Consider the following 15,183-nt stretch of genomic DNA (forward strand, 5'->3'; position numbering starts at 1 on the left):
CTACCGGATGGCTTTAAGGATATGAATTGAGTCGATGGCGTCAACGGCGGGAAAAGCGTTGAGCTCCACTTTCGTCCATTCCCCGAACGGCTCGTTTTCTGACCACTTCGAGATGCAGGCACGGTTATAGGTACCGTACGACACGGCACCAACCGGGCGAGATTGTTCGATGGCCAACGCATTCTTGATCAATCCAAGCTTACCGCTCGGCACGAACGAAGCGTTGTTTTCGTCGAAAGGCTGGATGTTGCCAATCTTGCCATCTTTCTCTACGCCGATCTGTTCATTGATCACCTCGATGATAGGGAACTCCTGTTCAGAGAGGTACTCATTGATCCGCTTCAGGGAAGTGGCAACCGAAATATCACCGGCTCCGACTTTACCAAAAACCGCCAGCGACATCGTGTCTTTGACTTCTTTAGCCCGGCGAAACTTTTGATACAATGCCCACGACATCAGAATCTTCTCAAAGCGAATTCCCCGCTTTGAGGCTAGCTCAACGGCTGATTGAACGTCCTGCAACGGTGTTGCATTAACCGAGTCACCCCAGCTAACCAGTGAGTCAATGCGGTTAGTCGCGGGCATCAACAGGTCAATCTGCCCATCGGTAACTAGACCATCTGGGTTATTGGTCGTGTCAAGCTGTACATAACCGGTTGACAAGGCTTGTAGCGCAAAAATGTCAAGACGTTTATGGGCAGAATCGCCTACTTTCTTCACGTCAGCGAAGAGGTAGTCAAGCAGCTGTTTCAACTTCAACGCCTCATCAACGTTCAGTGCCTGCATGTTCTCAAACTCCCGGTAATCTGATTCGGTCATCTTGAACATCTCCTTGATGGCCGGAATCTCGCCGGTATACTTCTCTAAGGCGGCACGAGCGCGCAGTGGCGTTGTCGAGTCGCGGGCTACGACTGATGCAGCGGCTTCGATGCGTGAACGGCCAATAACGGCGGTAAACGTCAACGATTGCTGGATAGGAGCCCAGTCAAAATAGCGCGGGTAAAAGTTGGGCGCAAAGCGATCGAGGTTTTCGTCGATCGTGATTTGCAGATTAGCGCCCAAAGCATAATTCCCGAAAATAGACGCATACTTCATAAATGGAAGTGGGTTGGGTTAGTAGCGCAAGGCAGGGCCTGTTAGCTAATGACCAGTGACGGGATTAGTATGACTTGGAAAAAACGATCAGTGGCATGGTTAGCTGAATGTCAGCTGGTACACCTGGAATCCGGCGCAGGTAGGTAGTGCCCCGAATAACGACAGACACCTCTACGTTACCTTCCAACGATGTGTCTTCGTAAAGAAGCCCCTTCGGCTGATAGAGTGGCGCGGCTGAACCAGCCGTAGCTGTTTTGGCCTGATACAGTGCTGAACCAGCCGGTAAGGCAACACCGAGCGTTGCACTCAGGGTGAGCACATCAAAAGCCGCATCTGCCGTGTTGATGGTTGTGATGTCAACTGACTTACCTTTCAGTGATTCAGCGACAATGTCACCGACCTTAAAGCCGTGATTTTTCAGCACTTTGTACGTTGTATCCGCATTAGTAGCTGCGGCTTGCAATACGGTTGACTTGATAACAAACGCCTTGCGGGTCGATTCATCATAGTACAACATCGTACCTCCCGGCAGTACTCTCTGGAGGGGATCAAGTGACGCCTTGTCCAGAAAAAAACCGCCTTGAGCCGTTTCAAAAACCTGCTGAAACAGGGGAACACCGCCGTTGACGACAGTCTTTTTGAAATTTAACATGAACGTGGTTGAGGACTAAAAACAACTTCGGCCTAACTCAGTGACTTACTGAGCCGCTGAAGCAGAGGTGGCCGCAGCTTTGTTTTGCGCGGCCCAGGCCTTGATCTGATCGCCCGCCGTTGCTGCAGCCGTTGTGGTAGCAGGCGTGAAAGGGCGATGCTGTTGGCCTAAATCGTCAGTCGCTTTCTTTTGAATCAGCGACTGGGCTTCTGTGGTCGTATCGGTCAGATACTCCTCAAAGTCGGCATCGTCCTTGAAGGTCATCCGCCCGTACTGTTTGAGAAATTTGGCCTTGGCATCGTCAGGAACACCGGCCAGTTTCTCGTTAAGCTTAGTCAGTCGAGTTGACGCCACGTTACCAGATTTGAGGTCGGCTATTTCCTTTTGCATTTCAGCAAAGGCTGTCTTCCAATCCGGTTCTGATTCGCCCCCTTTCCCTTGTTTGTTGGCATTTGCCCCGTCGCCCCCGGCCGGTTGTCCCTGAGCCCCGTGCCCATTTCCACCTTCGTCTTGCTTGGCTGAACCACTGGCCTCTTTTTTGGCAGCAGCCCGCGCAGCATCAGCTTCTGATTGGATAATGTTCACTGAGTCCTCCACATCAGCTACGCCCGCCTCGATCTGGTTCTCCTCGGTGACTGTCTTTGCGATTCTGTCCGCAAGCGCATTGAAAGCTTTTTCCGAAAGCCCCTTACCGGCATATCTCGTTCGTAGCTGGGCAAGTATTTTATCCTTAAACATTGGACATGATTTAGGTAATGTTTGGCCAAATATATTGAAATTGGGACTTCAATATGAAGTCCTTTTGAATAATTTTACGACTTTAGATCGCTGATAGTCAGTGTTATATCAATCAAAAAGGCAGAATCACATGCAAAACTCAGCCAATCCTATAAGGCAGCGTTCAAACACGTACCGTTCACCCTGTGGCCCCAACCCGTTGAATGCCAGACGGGTAGTAAACGCTTTTAAGGGCCACCCGATCAGCCATCAAAACAGTGATCAAAACGGCCATCAAATCAATCATCAAAACAGCGGTCAAAGCAGACGTTAAGCAACGATTATATGCAGACTCATCAAAGAATTTGCTATGAGTCTGGCTGCTCCCTCATTTCTGTTATGACCATCAAACTGGCGATGTCCCGATTACTCTACGTGAAAATGTTTCTGGTGCTGGCCTTCATCGACGGACTGCTTAGCCTGATTGAGCACAATATGATCAATCTGCTGGCTGCCGCAGCGGGCGCACTGGCCATCCGCTTCGCCTGGCCCAAAATGCCCATACGCACCTCTATTGGCGGCTGGTTGGTCGGTTTTATTCTGGCCTGCCTGTTTGGCAACGATGCCTACCGAAATCACTGGTTTGGTCAGCGCGAAATCTATGCCGCCTGGGGTATTGTCGCACTTGCCGGTGATATCATTATCCAGCTGATTGGCTGGGGTATTCGACTACTTCAACCCATTGGTAAATACACCATCGAGCACCCGGGCGAAGCCTTCAATAACGGGATGGAACGAGCGGAACAGGTTGCCGGGGTTTGGATGCGCATCAAAGCGCCTGTCCTTTCACTTATCGATTTTATCAAATCCGTAATCCCTCATAAATAATGATCCACTCTGTCGATCACCCGTTAATTAATGTCGGTCAGGCCATAGTCATCGTTTCGATGATCCGACTGTTTTTCGCCATCCGACTAACGCCCTTTCCCATGCCACAGCTGGTGTTGGGCTTCTCCGTTTCCATGCTGGCTAATATGGTGGCCAGGGTCACCAATGCGAAGTGGTTCTATATCACCGACATTATTATGTGGGGCTGTTTTGGGGCCGTTGTCATCGCGGCAGTCTTCACCGTGCTGCACAGCCAGGCGGAGGCCAAAAAGCTAAGCACCGCTAAAGGGGAAACTGCCCCGGTTCGGGTGAGTGGTTTCTTCGACCGGTGGCAAATCCAGTTCACCTGGGGCGGTGCCATGCTGGTAGGGGGTATTCTGTTGTATGGCTACCTGAAAACTTACTTGGAGAAAGAAGACGCTAAACTGGACAAGGTAGTTGCCGTCACCAAGGAGAATACCAACGCCAAAAAGGAAGTGGCCAAACAGTTGGATTCCACACGTAAGGAGCAAAGGGCGTTCACCGATACCATTCTCAAAACAGTCGATACCCTCAAGAAGACCAGCGCCGCCCTGATGGATGGTCAGACTACGATTATGCAGGGTGTAAAGAGCACAGGTACGTTGATCGAAAAGCGGTCGGCTCAAACCCGTAAGACGATTCGGGAGCAGGGCGCACAGGCTCAGCCTTAACGACCACTGGAAAAACTGGAGACCAAACCCGCGCCGGTTCCAGCCCAGAAAAAACCATGGTGGAAAGTCTTTGGCCGACGCGCTGTTGAGCCGGACTATTCCGATACGCTTGGCGTCTTTACCGCCAATTAGTCCACAACGTTTTACCTATACAGTAATGAAAAATCCAGTTGAAGAGCGCTTTCAGATCGCGCTAACGGCCTTGGTAGGCCTGCTAAGAAGTGACCTCTACACGCAGGTTGACACGAAGGCTTTTTGTGATAAATACAAAATGGCTGACCTGTTTTTTGTCGCCCTTTTAGAATTGGGCTGCCTTGTTCGGCCTGATGACGAAGCGAAAGCCGACCAGTTCAAACACACGCATTTGTTGTTGTCGATAGACCCTGATCTGGTCGTTACCAGGGTGCGCAATCTGGGCAAGCGCGGGGTAACTAAGACCAGTAATATCGCCTGGCATTCGGCCATAGAGGAGCAAATGCCCAAGCCTGGTCCACTCATGACAAAAGTAGTGACGGAGACACCAATGCTGAATAAAGCGTTGAAGCAGGTCGAACACGTACCTGACTCACTGATTGCTGCTCCACCCGCCCCGGTATCGGTTAATGTGTCCATTGATAAGCTACAGACCGCATGGGATAGGGACAAGGGGGAAATAACCCAGCTGTGTTTGGACTATGTTGCTGGCCCTGATAAGCAGGTTGTTTCTACCGAACAACCGCAGCCGACAGAGGACATTGATCAGGAAACCGCCTCGGTTACGGTACCACTACCAGAGCAACCCTTACCTCTTGCTCTCAGCGAGGCAGCTAAGGAATTTGTCAAGCAGTTTGTCAGCGCCATCTTATCCTCTTATGAGGATGAGCCCCAAACCCAGTTGCTGATGGTGAAAGCGATGGAGGAGGAGCTACGGACTGAGCAACGAGTCGAGGCAGATCGGCTGCACCTGGCGGCTAAAGACCTGTTCGCTCAGGCTGAGAAGCTCAAACAAAAGGCACTGGTGTACAACCCAACCCTAAGCTGGTAAGCCCCATGCTGAAGAAACTAGGTCTTCGCCCGGTGTACCTCTTTATAGCGGTGACCCTTATAGCCGTCGGCATTATGGTCTACTGGCTGCTTAAGCCAGCTGATCAGGAGCCAACCCCTCAACCAGCACCTGCCAGTGCCCCGGCACCCGCCCCTGTGAATCAGCCGCCTACCACCGACGAGGAGAGACTGGAACAGCGCCGCGATTCCCTCTACAACATTTAACTGCCACTGACTGGCAGACTGATTTTACCCGTTTACCATCACCCAAAATGCGGTTTTACCGCACTGCAATCAAATGCAAGAGCAACTAAGCACCCTACAGGCCAAACTAGAAACCATGCTGGCCGTAGAAAAAGTGGAGGCATTGGCCCCGTTTCAACTGGTAGGTACATCCCAATCACGTGCTGAAACTCGGCAACAGGAACTACAGCGATGCCTGAACATTACCCAACGAATGAGTAGTCAGCTTCGAGCACTACAGGCCGAATTGTCCGGTAATGAAGGCAGTAATATGACTATCAAAGGCTGTCCCTCCGGACATATTGTAGCGAAAGGACTTTAGTCAATCGTATCCATTCTCAATCAGTTTTAAACCAGCTTATACCCAATGAAATCGATCTTCTTTCTCCTTGCCTTGACAGCCCTTGTCACAGCCTGCGAACCATCGCGGCCCGATTGTACGCTTCAGGAAACTGCCGGTGGAGGCCTTGTGCCCTTTGGCGATTGTGACAATTGCGACGCCTATGCGATTATCAACAGTGATGGCGGGCAACGTCCGATGACGACAGCTGACGCCGAACGCTATGTACAGCAGAATCCACCATCGGTCAATTACAATCCAGCCGCCCCGACGATGAGCGACTTCATGCTCTATCACATGCTGATGACCGGGCCACGAGCTAGCCACTACTCGGTGATCTACGCCCCGCAGGTACGTTCCTATAGCACTTACCGACGTACCCATCCGGGCTATACCATGCCGCGCAGGTACGTTAGCAACATGACGGTGATTAACAAAACGGTCGTCAACCGGCAACCCTACCGCCGATCGGTCACCAGTTCACCCAGCCGCAGCTACGGTATGAGTGGCGGGGCAACCCGCACCTTCAACGCATCGCGCACCTCGACGATGACCAGTAGCCGACCGTCCAGCTGGGGGAGTAGCCGAAGCTCAGGCTTTAGCAGTAGCCGCTACTCATCACCCAGCCGGTCCTCTTCGTTTCGATCGTCAAGCAGTAGCAGCAGATCCTCATCGTTTGGCAGTTCACGACGCCGGTAAGCGCCAGTACTGCTAACCTCAACGAACGTCTATATGAAAGCGTTAGTCGGGTTGATGCTGTTTCTGGGGGCAGCATCAACCGTTTCAGGCCAGTCGGGTGTACCGCCTTATCTGATGGCCAACCCCCGGGAGCAGGTTGTTGATCTGGAGCGTCAGCTCAATCAGTATAAAACGGCACTGGTCGAAGCGCAGCGCCAATTGGTCGATGTGCAGGCGCTACTTGTCGAAATCAAAGCGACTGATCTGGCGCTGGATAAGAAGCGGTTGCAACGTATCGATTCGATCACGGTTGAAGCCAATCGAAAGATAGAAGCTGAATATCAGCTACGGGTGGCTGCTGATAGGCGGGCAACGACGGCCGAGGGAAAGCTGAATGGTGTAGTGGGCCGATTGGGACTGGAAGCCGCTACTAATCGATTTGGTGGATTTAAGCGGCGTAGTGCCTTGAAAGAGATTATCGAATACGCCATCAACCCCAAGCCATAAATCAATATGATCACGATTCACTGGCATTGGCTGGTCTTCGCCCTCATTCTAATCGTACTGCTCTACAATGTTAACCGGGAGTCAAAGCGGGCAGGGTCAGGCCCAGCTAGTGGGTTAGGAGTGCTGATCTGGTTAATTTTAACTGTTGCGTTCATTTTCATCTGGGGAGGCATATTCTGGTGGTAAGCCTCTGCCCTTAATCAATCATCATGCATCAAATATTCTGTATCGAACTGCACTGGTTCATTTTCGCGGCCATCATCCTGCTATTTGTCTGGGTTGGCATGGTCCGCTTTATTTTCCGACTCGATCGGCCAACCAACCATAAGTGGAACATCTTCTGGCTGATGGCGCTGGCAGCCTTCATCGCCACCTGGATTACGTTGTTCTGTCAGTAAGTACACTTCACCTTATTTTTTGCTCATATAGGGCTTCACAATGAAGTTCTGATGCGTTTTGATCGTTCAACCAATGGAAACTAACCCCTTATCATGGTCGCCGGTGGTAACCAAACAACAGCTGGTTCAATGCGGGGCTGACCCTAAACATGTTGGCACCTACATCGATCCGCTGAATCGCTACCTGCCCATGGCTGGGTATGCGATTACCACACCGTTGCGACTGATTCACCTGTTGGCGCAGTTGCTCCACGAGGCGGACAAGTTCAAGACGGCCGAAGAGTATGCCAGTGGCGCCGACTATGAAGGACGTGTTGATCTGGGCAACATTCACCCGGGCGACGGTGTGCGCTTCAAAGGCAGAGGGCTGATACAATGCACGGGCAGAACCAACTACGCAGCCTACAGCAAAAAGACGGGCATTGACTACCTGGCTCATCCGGAGTGGCTCGAACGGCCTGATGATGCCGTGCTGGTATCACTGTGGTACTGGAAGACCCGCAACCTGAACGTGTACGCCGATCGGGACGACGTGCTCAGCATCTCCCAGGCCATCAATCAGGGGTCCGTGGCTAAACCCGGTTCAAAGAGACGACTGCCCAATGGGTATGCGGCCCGTCGGATTTATCTGGGTAAATGCCAGGCGGTTTTCATGCCTGACGCTGCCTAATCATTTTCACATAAACGTCTTAGTAGCTAAGCTATTTTACATGAAAGACAAACAGAATTTCAAGCCAGGTGACCGGGTCAAACGAATTGATTCATACGGCTCGCTAGTCATCGAACGCATTGATGCAGATGGTAAAAAAGCCAAAGTAATTCCGTGTGTTAATCTGGTAGGCACCAATCAGCCTCGCTCACAGTGGGTAGCTATAGGCGACTTGCGCCTGGCTACCGAAACCAGCCACGTGTATATCCTCGGGGATAAGGTGACTCACCACGACCTGTTCCCCAACGGCTACTTCACAGTAGTAGGCGTCCGCGCCAATGAGCTGGAGCTGAAAGGCGACTTCTCGGGGGGGGCGTGTGGTTACGACCAAACCGATTGGGTAACCATTGATAAGATCAGCCCCTATAAGCCTGAGCACTTTGTTCGCCCGCCTCGTGGCCTTTTGGACCGCAAGTACATTGATGAGCAGCGTCAGCAGGATATCAACGACGCCATTAAACGCTACATGGAAGCCGGCCGAACAGTGCCTGGTGAGTGGCTGGAAGAGTACAATGAAATCGTGGCGCGGAAAGGTGCTAGGCAGCTGCAGCAGGATATTGACGCGCTGGAGCGATAGGGGAGACTTAAGGGTGCGCAAAAAGCAGAATAATACAATTCTCGAACGGTAAGCGATGAAAACGAGCCGAGGGGCTGGAAAGCAAGGAATGCGGCCAAAAACGCCCCGGAAATTTCAAAACAGGTAACGAAAGGTAACGAATAGTAACGGATGACCAAACAGCAGGAACGGTTTGTTGAGGCGTTTGCGCGTTGCCTAGTGCGGTCTCAAGCGGCTATCCAGGCTGGGTATAGTGCAAAATCAGCGAAGCAGCGCGGGTATGAGCTGATGTGCAATCCAGAGATCAGAGCGGCAGTCAATGCCAAACTGCTGGAGATGCACGTCAGCTGGGAGGAGGCCGCGTACCGCATCGGCATCACGGCCCGCAGTAGCCTCAACGATTGCTTGATCATCCGGGAGGTTATCGAGACCAGAATGGTGCGTAGACCCTTGCAGGATTTGATCGACGCCTTACAGCTGGAGCATGATATTGAACAAACCTTATTCGAGGAATTGGGGATGGGCGATTACGTACCCAAACCCAAAAAAAGGAAGGGGCGTAAAACCGATGAGGAGGCTGATGAAGAGGAACTGCACAAACTACAGGATGAGCATTTTGTAAAGCAGCAGGAGCGAAAGATGTCCATGCGGCGCTACCAGATCGAGCTTCGGTTTAACCCGGATGCTTACCGGGACGTAGCTGAAACAGTAAAGGTCAGAGAAGTGTCGGTGGACTTTGAAAAGCTCAGAGATGCCGAAACAGAAGGGCGAATCAAGAAACTGACTTTCGACAAGAAGGGGAGGCCACAGATCGAACTCTACCCAGCCGATCGGGCGCAGGAAACGATTCTCAAGCTCAATGGCAAGTTGCCAAGCAAAGAGACAGATCCGGGCTTCAAGGAAGTGGACATATCCGGTCTGTCCGAAGAAATGCAAGCCATGCTGGTAGAACTAGCCAGACTAAACCGACAATCATGATCAAGCTAGTCCTCTCCGCTAAAATGCTGGCCAACATGATTATGGCTGAGCGGTCGCGGTGCCTTAAATCGTTCTTCGAGTTTGTTAAATCGTTCTGGGGTGTCATCATCAAGGAAAAGCCAATCTATAATTGGCATATTCCCTTCATCTGTGAGGAGTTGCAGAAACTGACGGTTTTCATTAAAGATCGCCTGGCCAAACCATACGACTTGCTGATTAACATTCCGCCCGGAACAACCAAAACGTCCATCGTCACAATTCTGTGGCCAGCGTGGCTATGGGCCATCGATCCGACAATACGGGTTATCTCCAACTCGTATGCCGGTAAGTTAAGTGTAGAACATGCAGTTAAAACCCGTGACATTATCTATTCAGACCTCTTCAAGCAACTGTTTCCGGAGGTTCGTATCCGTCGTGACAAAGCAGGTAAAGCCTCGTATACCAATACCAAGGGCGGTGACCGAAACACAACCTCATCGGGCGGGGCCATTACCGGGTTTCATGGTCACGTGATCATCAATGATGACCCGTTGAATCCCAAGCAGGCACTGTCGGATGAATTGCGGAATACGGCCAACGAACACACCAAAACGCTCTCCTCACGGAAAGTCGATAAAGAGAACACCCCGGTGGTCACCATCATGCAGCGGCTCCATGCCGACGATGTGACAGGCTTTCTGCTGAAGAAGAAAGAGGACAACATCCGGCACATCTGTCTGCCTGCTGAAGATGGGCCCAACGTCAAGCCGGCCGAACTACGAAAGTTTTACGTCGACGGCTTGCTTGACCCGCGTCGCCTCAACCGCAAGGTACTGGCCGAGGCAAAGGTCGATTTGGGCAGCCGGGAGTACGCGGGTCAATTCGATCAAACCCCATCTGTTGAAGGGGGTAATATCGTCAAAGAAGAGTGGTTCAAGTTCGTCAGCCGGGAGACATTCAATCGGATGCGTAAAACCGAACCAATCATCTTTTTTGGCGATACGGCTTTTACCGATAAACAGGAAAACGACCCCTCGGGCTTATTGGCTACCTGTAGAATCGGGAATGACCTCTTCATTCTGGACTATACAACCGTTCGGCTGGAGTTTCCTGAATTCCTCAAATTCCTACCTACCTACGTTAGAGCGCAAGGCTACACAGAGACCAGTACCATTCGCATTGAGCCTAAGACAGCAGGCCTACCCACGGTACAATCGATAAAGCGTGAAACAAAGCTCAACATAACGTATACCCCGTCACCCAATGATTCCAAGCTGGTACGACTCAATGCCGTCACACCAAAGATTGAGGTGGGCCGGGTGTACCTAATCTCCGGCGTATGGAATGAGGCTTTCGTTACCGAAGTCTGTGGCTTTCCAACCCAGCCTCACGATGAGGCTGTCGACTTGATCTCGTACGCAATCGAATACCATTTGAAAGGATCAACCACTCAGGATAATGCTGCCAAGGCAGCCAGCATGCTGGGCTAATCACGCTAACTCATGAAAGTTATTGATATTACCAAAACGACTGATGCTAAAGAATCGGTCAAATTACTCAAGAGTCAGGCCAATAACCGGCAGGCAGACACGAACAATGACATCGCTGCCCAGATAAAGGAGTACATCAAACAGTACAATCCGAAAAGCCATAAAATCTTCGATAAAAGAGAATACCCTGATCGGTCAATAAAGGATAATGACGGTCAGGATATCACTCAAAAGATTAACCGGATCGGTATACCTCTGCAAAAGGTGATTGTCAAAAAAGGAGCTTCGTTCCTGTTTGGTACACCGGTCGATCTAAGCTGTGAAACCGGTACCAATAAGAGTTTTCAACAACTGTTGAACGCTATTAAGCAGATATGGACCGACAATAAACTGGACTCTGTCAACCGCCAGTTAGCCCGTCAATTGGCCAGTGCGACTCAGGTGGCTGAATGCTGGTACCCAATAAAAACGGAGAAAAGCAATCGGTACGGTTTTGATAGCGACATACGGATGCGGATGCAGGTTTTCTCTCCGATGCGGGGTGATTTTCTCTACCCGTTTTACAATGATTTCGGTGACATGATTGCTTTCTGCCGGGAGTATAACCGTAATATTCTAGTTGACGGCAAAGCAAAGAAAGTACTTCATTTTGACGTGTACACCGATGAGGAAACGGTTATTTTCCAGGAGATAAACGGCAACTGGCAACTGGCCACACTGTCTACGACGCAGGAGGGCGTTGAGATTAAATCAAGCCCAAACACGACAGGCAAGATCCCGATTATTTTCGCCGAACAGGAAGCCGTCGACTGGGATGACGTACAATCGATTATTGAGCGGCTGGAATACCTGATGTCAAAGTTTGCGGAAACCAATGATTACCACAGCTCACCTAAGCTGGTGATCACGAATGGTACGATAAAGAATTTCGCAAAAAAAGGAGAATCAAATTCAATCTTTGAGCTTGAAACGGACGGGGGAACAGAAAAACCCGAGATGAAATACCTCTCGTGGGACCATGCTACCGATGCCGTGAAGCTGGAGATAGAAACGCTGCTGAAGTTTGCCTACACCTTTACGCAGACACCTGATTTATCCTTCGACTCGGTCAAAGGAATTAACGCTATATCTGGTGTTGCGTTGCAGATGCTGCTGACAGATGCCCATTTGAAAGTGCAGGAGAAACGGGAAATCTTCGATGCTTATTTGGAGCGGCGGGTGAGGCTTCTGTTGAACTACCTCGGCATCATGAATACATCGCTAAAAGATTCGGTGAAAGAGATCAACATCAGCCCGACTATAGTGCCCTTCTCGATCACTGACGCTACCGAATGGCTGAGTAATCTAATGACCGCTACCGCTGGTAAAGCTATACTCTCGCGCCGGACAGCCGTAGCAAAAGCCGGATTGGTTGATGACGTAGAGAAGGAACTGACACAAATTGATGAGGACGAGAGAAAGAGCAGAGAGGTAAGCCTGACTGAACCAACGACTATATAATGGTTATACACCCAGCTTTTACCTTGAAACAAATCGTCTATTTGGTCACTGATAAAGAGCAGCTACCCCGGATGGTTACGGCCATCAAGGTCACGCCTGACTGCCTCCTCTACGAGCTATCCCAGGCTCAGAACATGTCGACGCATTACGATTTTGAGATCAGCCCGAAACTTGATGTGATGCTGAGCACGACTAATTAGACGATGAACAACCTGTTGGTAACCATTCCCAAGGGCCGCTTCAAAACCTTCGAGGCGGCTGAACGGGTACTTCGGCGCTGTGATGGCGTGACCGATTGGGGCGAAGAGGAAGGCTCCGAATGGTTGTGGTTTGTGCGCATGGCCAAAGCACCTAAAAAGGACCTGACTGATTCCGTTTGCTTCCTGATCTATGATGGAAGAGTTCGGGGCTATTTCCACATCATCTCTTCCACCCCTGCCCAGGAATGGATTGACAAGGGGTATTTGATGGAAGAGAAAACCTCAACGCATGCGGTGGCGCTGGCCAACTGGGTAAGCCTGCCCAAAGAGGAGCAAGTAGAGATGAGGGGATTTCAAGGCTGGCGCTACACAAGCCTGAGACCGTAAACAGTACACTCATATCATTTTAATTCCCCCGAATTCGGGGGGTTTGTACGGTTTTTCACCAACCTGCACAAAAACAGTACAGCCGCTTATGTCTAAACCCTTCCCCTGGTCCGACTGGCAAAGTCAGCACCTTGCCCGAATTGACGCCTACGCGGCCCAGATCGATATCCTGTATCAGATGGCCATCCGGGAAGCCGTGGCATTGGCAGGTACATTAAGCGTTGACCCGAAAAAACCATTTCGGTTCGCCAGCTATCCGCAGACAAACGAACGCCTGAAGAACCTGCTGCAGAATATGACGCTGGGCATGCAAACTATCGTAGCCCGTGGCACGGCCGATGCCTGGGAGGGGGCGGGCGTGAAAGCCGACGCCATGGTATCGCACCTGATGCAAACGGGTCAACTGTCCACCTCACTGGCAGCCCAGTACATGGGCGCCAGAAATGGAGACGCATTGGCGGCCTTTCAGGTACGTAAGGTGGGGGGACTGGGCCTATCCCAGCGCGTGTTCAATTATACGGGTCAATTCAAGCAGGAATTAGAACTAGGGCTTGATGTAGGTATTAACGCTGGTCAGTCAGCGTCTCAGCTGAGTCAGTCTATCCGGCAGTACCTGCAAAACCCGGATCAGTTATTCCGACGTGTACGTAATGAGCGTGGTCAGCTGGTGCTCTCTAAAGCGGCTAAAGCCTATTCGCCCGGCCGTGGCGTATACCGGTCTTCGTACAAGAATGCCATGCGGCTCACGCGTACCGAGATTAACCGGTCTTACCGGGAGGCCGATTCTCTTCGGTACCAGACTATGCCGTTTGTGGTAGGTATCGAGGTACGCCGGTCTAACCGGGGCCATGTTTGTGACGTCTGTGAGTCGCTGAAGGGGCGGTATCCGAAAGACTTTGTATTCCGGGGCTGGCATCCCCAGTGCCGGTGTAATGTCATCTCAATCCTGGCCACGGCCGAGGAGATGCAGAAGCTGACCGAGATGGTGTTGAATGGGGAAGATCTGAGCGGCTTCCGCAGCGTGAATCAAATCGACAAACCGCACCAGGGCTGGGCTAACTTTGTCAATACCAACCGGGATAAGCTCAATGCGGCACCGGTGAAGCCCCTGTTCATCACAGAGAACAAACCGTTTGTGCAGGCAGTCAAACCTCAACCAGCCGTTCAGCTAACTCCATTCGAGGCCATGAAGGCGGCAGGCTGGGACCCGCACGGCCGTACGGAGGAGAAGTTCAACGAGCTGTTTCCGGACTGGGCTGGCTTTGATTTTGATCTGTTTGGCAAACAGGTGACCAAAACGCTGACCGAAGCGGGGATTACGGTCGAGAAAAAGCAGCTGACAGCCTACATGGGCAAGCTGAACATGATCGTCGAAGGGCACAAAGGCAAAGAGTACTTTTATCTCGAGCGTGATTTTTACAGGGAGCGTCAGGATGACGGTAGCTATAAACGGGTGGTCAAACACGAGTACCTAAGTATTCCTGATTCATTGCAGGGGGGAGGCCTGTCTAAACAGCTATTCAAGGACCTCTATGCCCAGTACACGAACGCATCGATCGATCTGATCAAGGTACAGGCTAACATCACTGTGGGTGGCTATGCCTGGGCACGGTACGGCTTCACCTTCAGCTACCAGCCCGACCGGCGCATGGTCAACAGCATGGCTCAGAAAAACCTGAGAGGGAAAGATCTGGAAGCCTTCAATAAACTCTGGAGCAGGGTCAAGGATGAAGAGCTATTCCCCATGCACCTGATCGCTCAGCAACCCTTCGGTAAGAAGCTATTGTTGGGCACGGACTGGAACGGGGTAATGGACCTGGGCAACAAAGAGCAGCGGGCCTTATTCGAAGACTACCTGTTTGGTCGCTGACTTGTTGTAGGCAGCCAGGTGCGGACGTACCTGATCAGCACTCAATTCCATCTGCTCCAATGCCTCGGCCTGCGTGTAACCCAGTGAGATCATCTTGAACAGGGCAAACGCCTTATGCTTCATCTCGGTCACTTCGGTAACGGTAAACTCCGAATGCATGGCGGTGGTCAGTTCTTCTTTCATAGGGCACTTTAATAACGTTAGACGGGAGAAACCTGTTCGTTGAAGGATAAAGCCCCGCTACAAACCTGTAGCGGGGTTTCCACTTATTTATTGACTTG

Annotated in this window: 20 protein-coding genes; 16 read left to right on the forward strand and 4 right to left on the reverse strand. The window is 51.2% G+C overall.

All coding sequences use genetic code 11. The features are described from left to right. The 3 genes from J2I46_RS01750 to J2I46_RS01760 all read right to left on the reverse strand — a co-directional run bounded on the left by J2I46_RS01750 (window position 1) and on the right by J2I46_RS01760 (window position 2,485). The gene (locus J2I46_RS01750; protein WP_207327203.1) at window positions 1-1,095 is read right to left on the reverse strand and encodes a major capsid protein; all 1,095 of its coding nucleotides are present in this window, start codon (window positions 1,093-1,095) and stop codon (window positions 1-3) included. Window positions 1,096-1,159: 64 nt separating this feature from the next. Further along, window positions 1,160-1,747 carry a hypothetical protein gene (locus J2I46_RS01755; RefSeq protein WP_207327204.1) on the reverse strand — a complete coding sequence of 196 codons (588 nt, stop codon included), beginning with the start codon at window positions 1,745-1,747 and terminating at the stop codon, window positions 1,160-1,162. A 45-nt stretch (window positions 1,748-1,792) separates the two neighbouring features. Next, entirely contained in the window at window positions 1,793-2,485 is a 693-nt protein-coding gene (locus J2I46_RS01760; RefSeq protein WP_207327205.1) for a hypothetical protein, read from the reverse strand. Between the two features lie 378 nt (window positions 2,486-2,863). Here J2I46_RS01760 and J2I46_RS01765 point away from each other — a divergent pair, with 378 nt between their 5' ends. From J2I46_RS01765 to J2I46_RS01840, 16 genes are all read left to right on the forward strand, one after another. Further along, window positions 2,864-3,352, forward strand: coding sequence for a hypothetical protein (locus tag J2I46_RS01765; protein ID WP_207327206.1), 489 nt, complete (start codon window positions 2,864-2,866; stop codon window positions 3,350-3,352). After that, window positions 3,352-4,044 (forward strand): exodeoxyribonuclease VII small subunit, encoded by a 693-nt coding sequence (locus J2I46_RS01770; protein WP_207327207.1) that lies wholly within the window; start codon window positions 3,352-3,354, stop codon window positions 4,042-4,044. Before J2I46_RS01765 ends, J2I46_RS01770 begins: the two co-directional genes overlap by 1 nt. Window positions 4,045-4,201: 157 nt before the next feature. Continuing rightward, complete coding sequence (locus tag J2I46_RS01775; RefSeq protein WP_207327208.1) at window positions 4,202-5,068, forward strand: hypothetical protein; 867 nt, start codon at window positions 4,202-4,204, stop codon at window positions 5,066-5,068. Between the two features lie 5 nt (window positions 5,069-5,073). Then, complete coding sequence (locus J2I46_RS01780; RefSeq protein WP_207327209.1) at window positions 5,074-5,292, forward strand: hypothetical protein; 219 nt, start codon at window positions 5,074-5,076, stop codon at window positions 5,290-5,292. 73 nt (window positions 5,293-5,365) lie between these two features. Continuing rightward, a complete protein-coding gene (locus J2I46_RS01785; protein WP_207327210.1) occupies window positions 5,366-5,632 on the forward strand; it encodes a hypothetical protein in 267 nt (88 codons plus the stop codon). 45 nt (window positions 5,633-5,677) lie between these two features. Beyond that, window positions 5,678-6,349, forward strand: a complete 672-nt coding sequence (locus tag J2I46_RS01790; protein WP_207327211.1) for a hypothetical protein — start codon at window positions 5,678-5,680, stop codon at window positions 6,347-6,349. Between the two features lie 33 nt (window positions 6,350-6,382). Next, on the forward strand, window positions 6,383-6,835 hold the full coding sequence (locus J2I46_RS01795) for a hypothetical protein (RefSeq protein WP_207327212.1): 453 nt from the start codon (window positions 6,383-6,385) through the stop codon (window positions 6,833-6,835). A 209-nt stretch (window positions 6,836-7,044) separates the two neighbouring features. Beyond that, window positions 7,045-7,233: a hypothetical protein gene (locus J2I46_RS01800; RefSeq protein WP_207327213.1), complete on the forward strand. Its 189-nt coding sequence runs from the start codon at window positions 7,045-7,047 to the stop codon at window positions 7,231-7,233. A gap of 73 nt (window positions 7,234-7,306) precedes the next feature. Further along, window positions 7,307-7,903, forward strand: a complete 597-nt coding sequence (locus J2I46_RS01805) for a glycoside hydrolase family 19 protein (protein ID WP_207327214.1) — start codon at window positions 7,307-7,309, stop codon at window positions 7,901-7,903. A 40-nt stretch (window positions 7,904-7,943) separates the two neighbouring features. After that, complete coding sequence (locus tag J2I46_RS01810; protein ID WP_207327215.1) at window positions 7,944-8,519, forward strand: hypothetical protein; 576 nt, start codon at window positions 7,944-7,946, stop codon at window positions 8,517-8,519. A 150-nt stretch (window positions 8,520-8,669) separates the two neighbouring features. Next, window positions 8,670-9,476: a terminase small subunit gene (locus tag J2I46_RS01815; protein ID WP_207327216.1), complete on the forward strand. Its 807-nt coding sequence runs from the start codon at window positions 8,670-8,672 to the stop codon at window positions 9,474-9,476. Next, window positions 9,473-10,945, forward strand: coding sequence for a hypothetical protein (locus J2I46_RS01820; protein WP_207327217.1), 1,473 nt, complete (start codon window positions 9,473-9,475; stop codon window positions 10,943-10,945). The genes J2I46_RS01815 and J2I46_RS01820 overlap by 4 nt, the downstream gene beginning before the upstream one ends. A 12-nt stretch (window positions 10,946-10,957) precedes the next feature. Next, on the forward strand, window positions 10,958-12,445 hold the full coding sequence (locus J2I46_RS01825) for a phage portal protein (protein WP_207327218.1): 1,488 nt from the start codon (window positions 10,958-10,960) through the stop codon (window positions 12,443-12,445). 23 nt (window positions 12,446-12,468) lie between these two features. Then, a complete protein-coding gene (locus tag J2I46_RS01830) occupies window positions 12,469-12,645 on the forward strand; it encodes a hypothetical protein (protein WP_207327219.1) in 177 nt (58 codons plus the stop codon). A gap of 3 nt (window positions 12,646-12,648) precedes the next feature. Beyond that, window positions 12,649-13,032 (forward strand): hypothetical protein, encoded by a 384-nt coding sequence (locus tag J2I46_RS01835; RefSeq protein WP_207327220.1) that lies wholly within the window; start codon window positions 12,649-12,651, stop codon window positions 13,030-13,032. 88 nt (window positions 13,033-13,120) lie between these two features. Then, on the forward strand, window positions 13,121-14,902 hold the full coding sequence (locus J2I46_RS01840; RefSeq protein WP_207327221.1) for a structural protein: 1,782 nt from the start codon (window positions 13,121-13,123) through the stop codon (window positions 14,900-14,902). Here J2I46_RS01840 and J2I46_RS01845 read toward each other — a convergent pair. Then, entirely contained in the window at window positions 14,873-15,085 is a 213-nt protein-coding gene (locus tag J2I46_RS01845; RefSeq protein ID WP_207327222.1) for a hypothetical protein, read from the reverse strand. The genes J2I46_RS01840 and J2I46_RS01845 overlap by 30 nt on opposite strands. Between the last annotated feature and the right edge of the window lie 98 nt (window positions 15,086-15,183).

This window comes from Fibrella forsythiae (genome assembly GCF_017353175.1).
Classification (GTDB): Bacteria; Bacteroidota; Bacteroidia; order Cytophagales; family Spirosomataceae; genus Fibrella; species Fibrella forsythiae.

Coding starts and splice junctions, on each gene's coding strand:
- J2I46_RS01820 (WP_207327217.1), top strand. CDS start 9,473: ATGATCAAGCTAGTCCTCTCCGCTAAAATGCTGGCCAACATGATTATG.
- J2I46_RS01800 (WP_207327213.1), top strand. CDS start 7,045: ATGCATCAAATATTCTGTATCGAACTGCACTGGTTCATTTTCGCGGCC.
- J2I46_RS01805 (WP_207327214.1), top strand. CDS start 7,307: ATGGAAACTAACCCCTTATCATGGTCGCCGGTGGTAACCAAACAACAG.
- J2I46_RS01780 (WP_207327209.1), top strand. CDS start 5,074: ATGCTGAAGAAACTAGGTCTTCGCCCGGTGTACCTCTTTATAGCGGTG.
- J2I46_RS01775 (WP_207327208.1), top strand. CDS start 4,202: ATGAAAAATCCAGTTGAAGAGCGCTTTCAGATCGCGCTAACGGCCTTG.
- J2I46_RS01795 (WP_207327212.1), top strand. CDS start 6,383: ATGAAAGCGTTAGTCGGGTTGATGCTGTTTCTGGGGGCAGCATCAACC.
- J2I46_RS01815 (WP_207327216.1), top strand. CDS start 8,670: ATGACCAAACAGCAGGAACGGTTTGTTGAGGCGTTTGCGCGTTGCCTA.
- J2I46_RS01835 (WP_207327220.1), top strand. CDS start 12,649: ATGAACAACCTGTTGGTAACCATTCCCAAGGGCCGCTTCAAAACCTTC.
- J2I46_RS01770 (WP_207327207.1), top strand. CDS start 3,352: ATGATCCACTCTGTCGATCACCCGTTAATTAATGTCGGTCAGGCCATA.
- J2I46_RS01755 (WP_207327204.1), bottom strand. CDS start 1,747: ATGTTAAATTTCAAAAAGACTGTCGTCAACGGCGGTGTTCCCCTGTTT.
- J2I46_RS01825 (WP_207327218.1), top strand. CDS start 10,958: ATGAAAGTTATTGATATTACCAAAACGACTGATGCTAAAGAATCGGTC.
- J2I46_RS01765 (WP_207327206.1), top strand. CDS start 2,864: ATGACCATCAAACTGGCGATGTCCCGATTACTCTACGTGAAAATGTTT.
- J2I46_RS01760 (WP_207327205.1), bottom strand. CDS start 2,485: ATGTTTAAGGATAAAATACTTGCCCAGCTACGAACGAGATATGCCGGT.
- J2I46_RS01840 (WP_207327221.1), top strand. CDS start 13,121: ATGTCTAAACCCTTCCCCTGGTCCGACTGGCAAAGTCAGCACCTTGCC.
- J2I46_RS01790 (WP_207327211.1), top strand. CDS start 5,678: ATGAAATCGATCTTCTTTCTCCTTGCCTTGACAGCCCTTGTCACAGCC.
- J2I46_RS01750 (WP_207327203.1), bottom strand. CDS start 1,095: ATGAAGTATGCGTCTATTTTCGGGAATTATGCTTTGGGCGCTAATCTG.
- J2I46_RS01810 (WP_207327215.1), top strand. CDS start 7,944: ATGAAAGACAAACAGAATTTCAAGCCAGGTGACCGGGTCAAACGAATT.
- J2I46_RS01845 (WP_207327222.1), bottom strand. CDS start 15,085: ATGAAAGAAGAACTGACCACCGCCATGCATTCGGAGTTTACCGTTACC.
- J2I46_RS01785 (WP_207327210.1), top strand. CDS start 5,366: ATGCAAGAGCAACTAAGCACCCTACAGGCCAAACTAGAAACCATGCTG.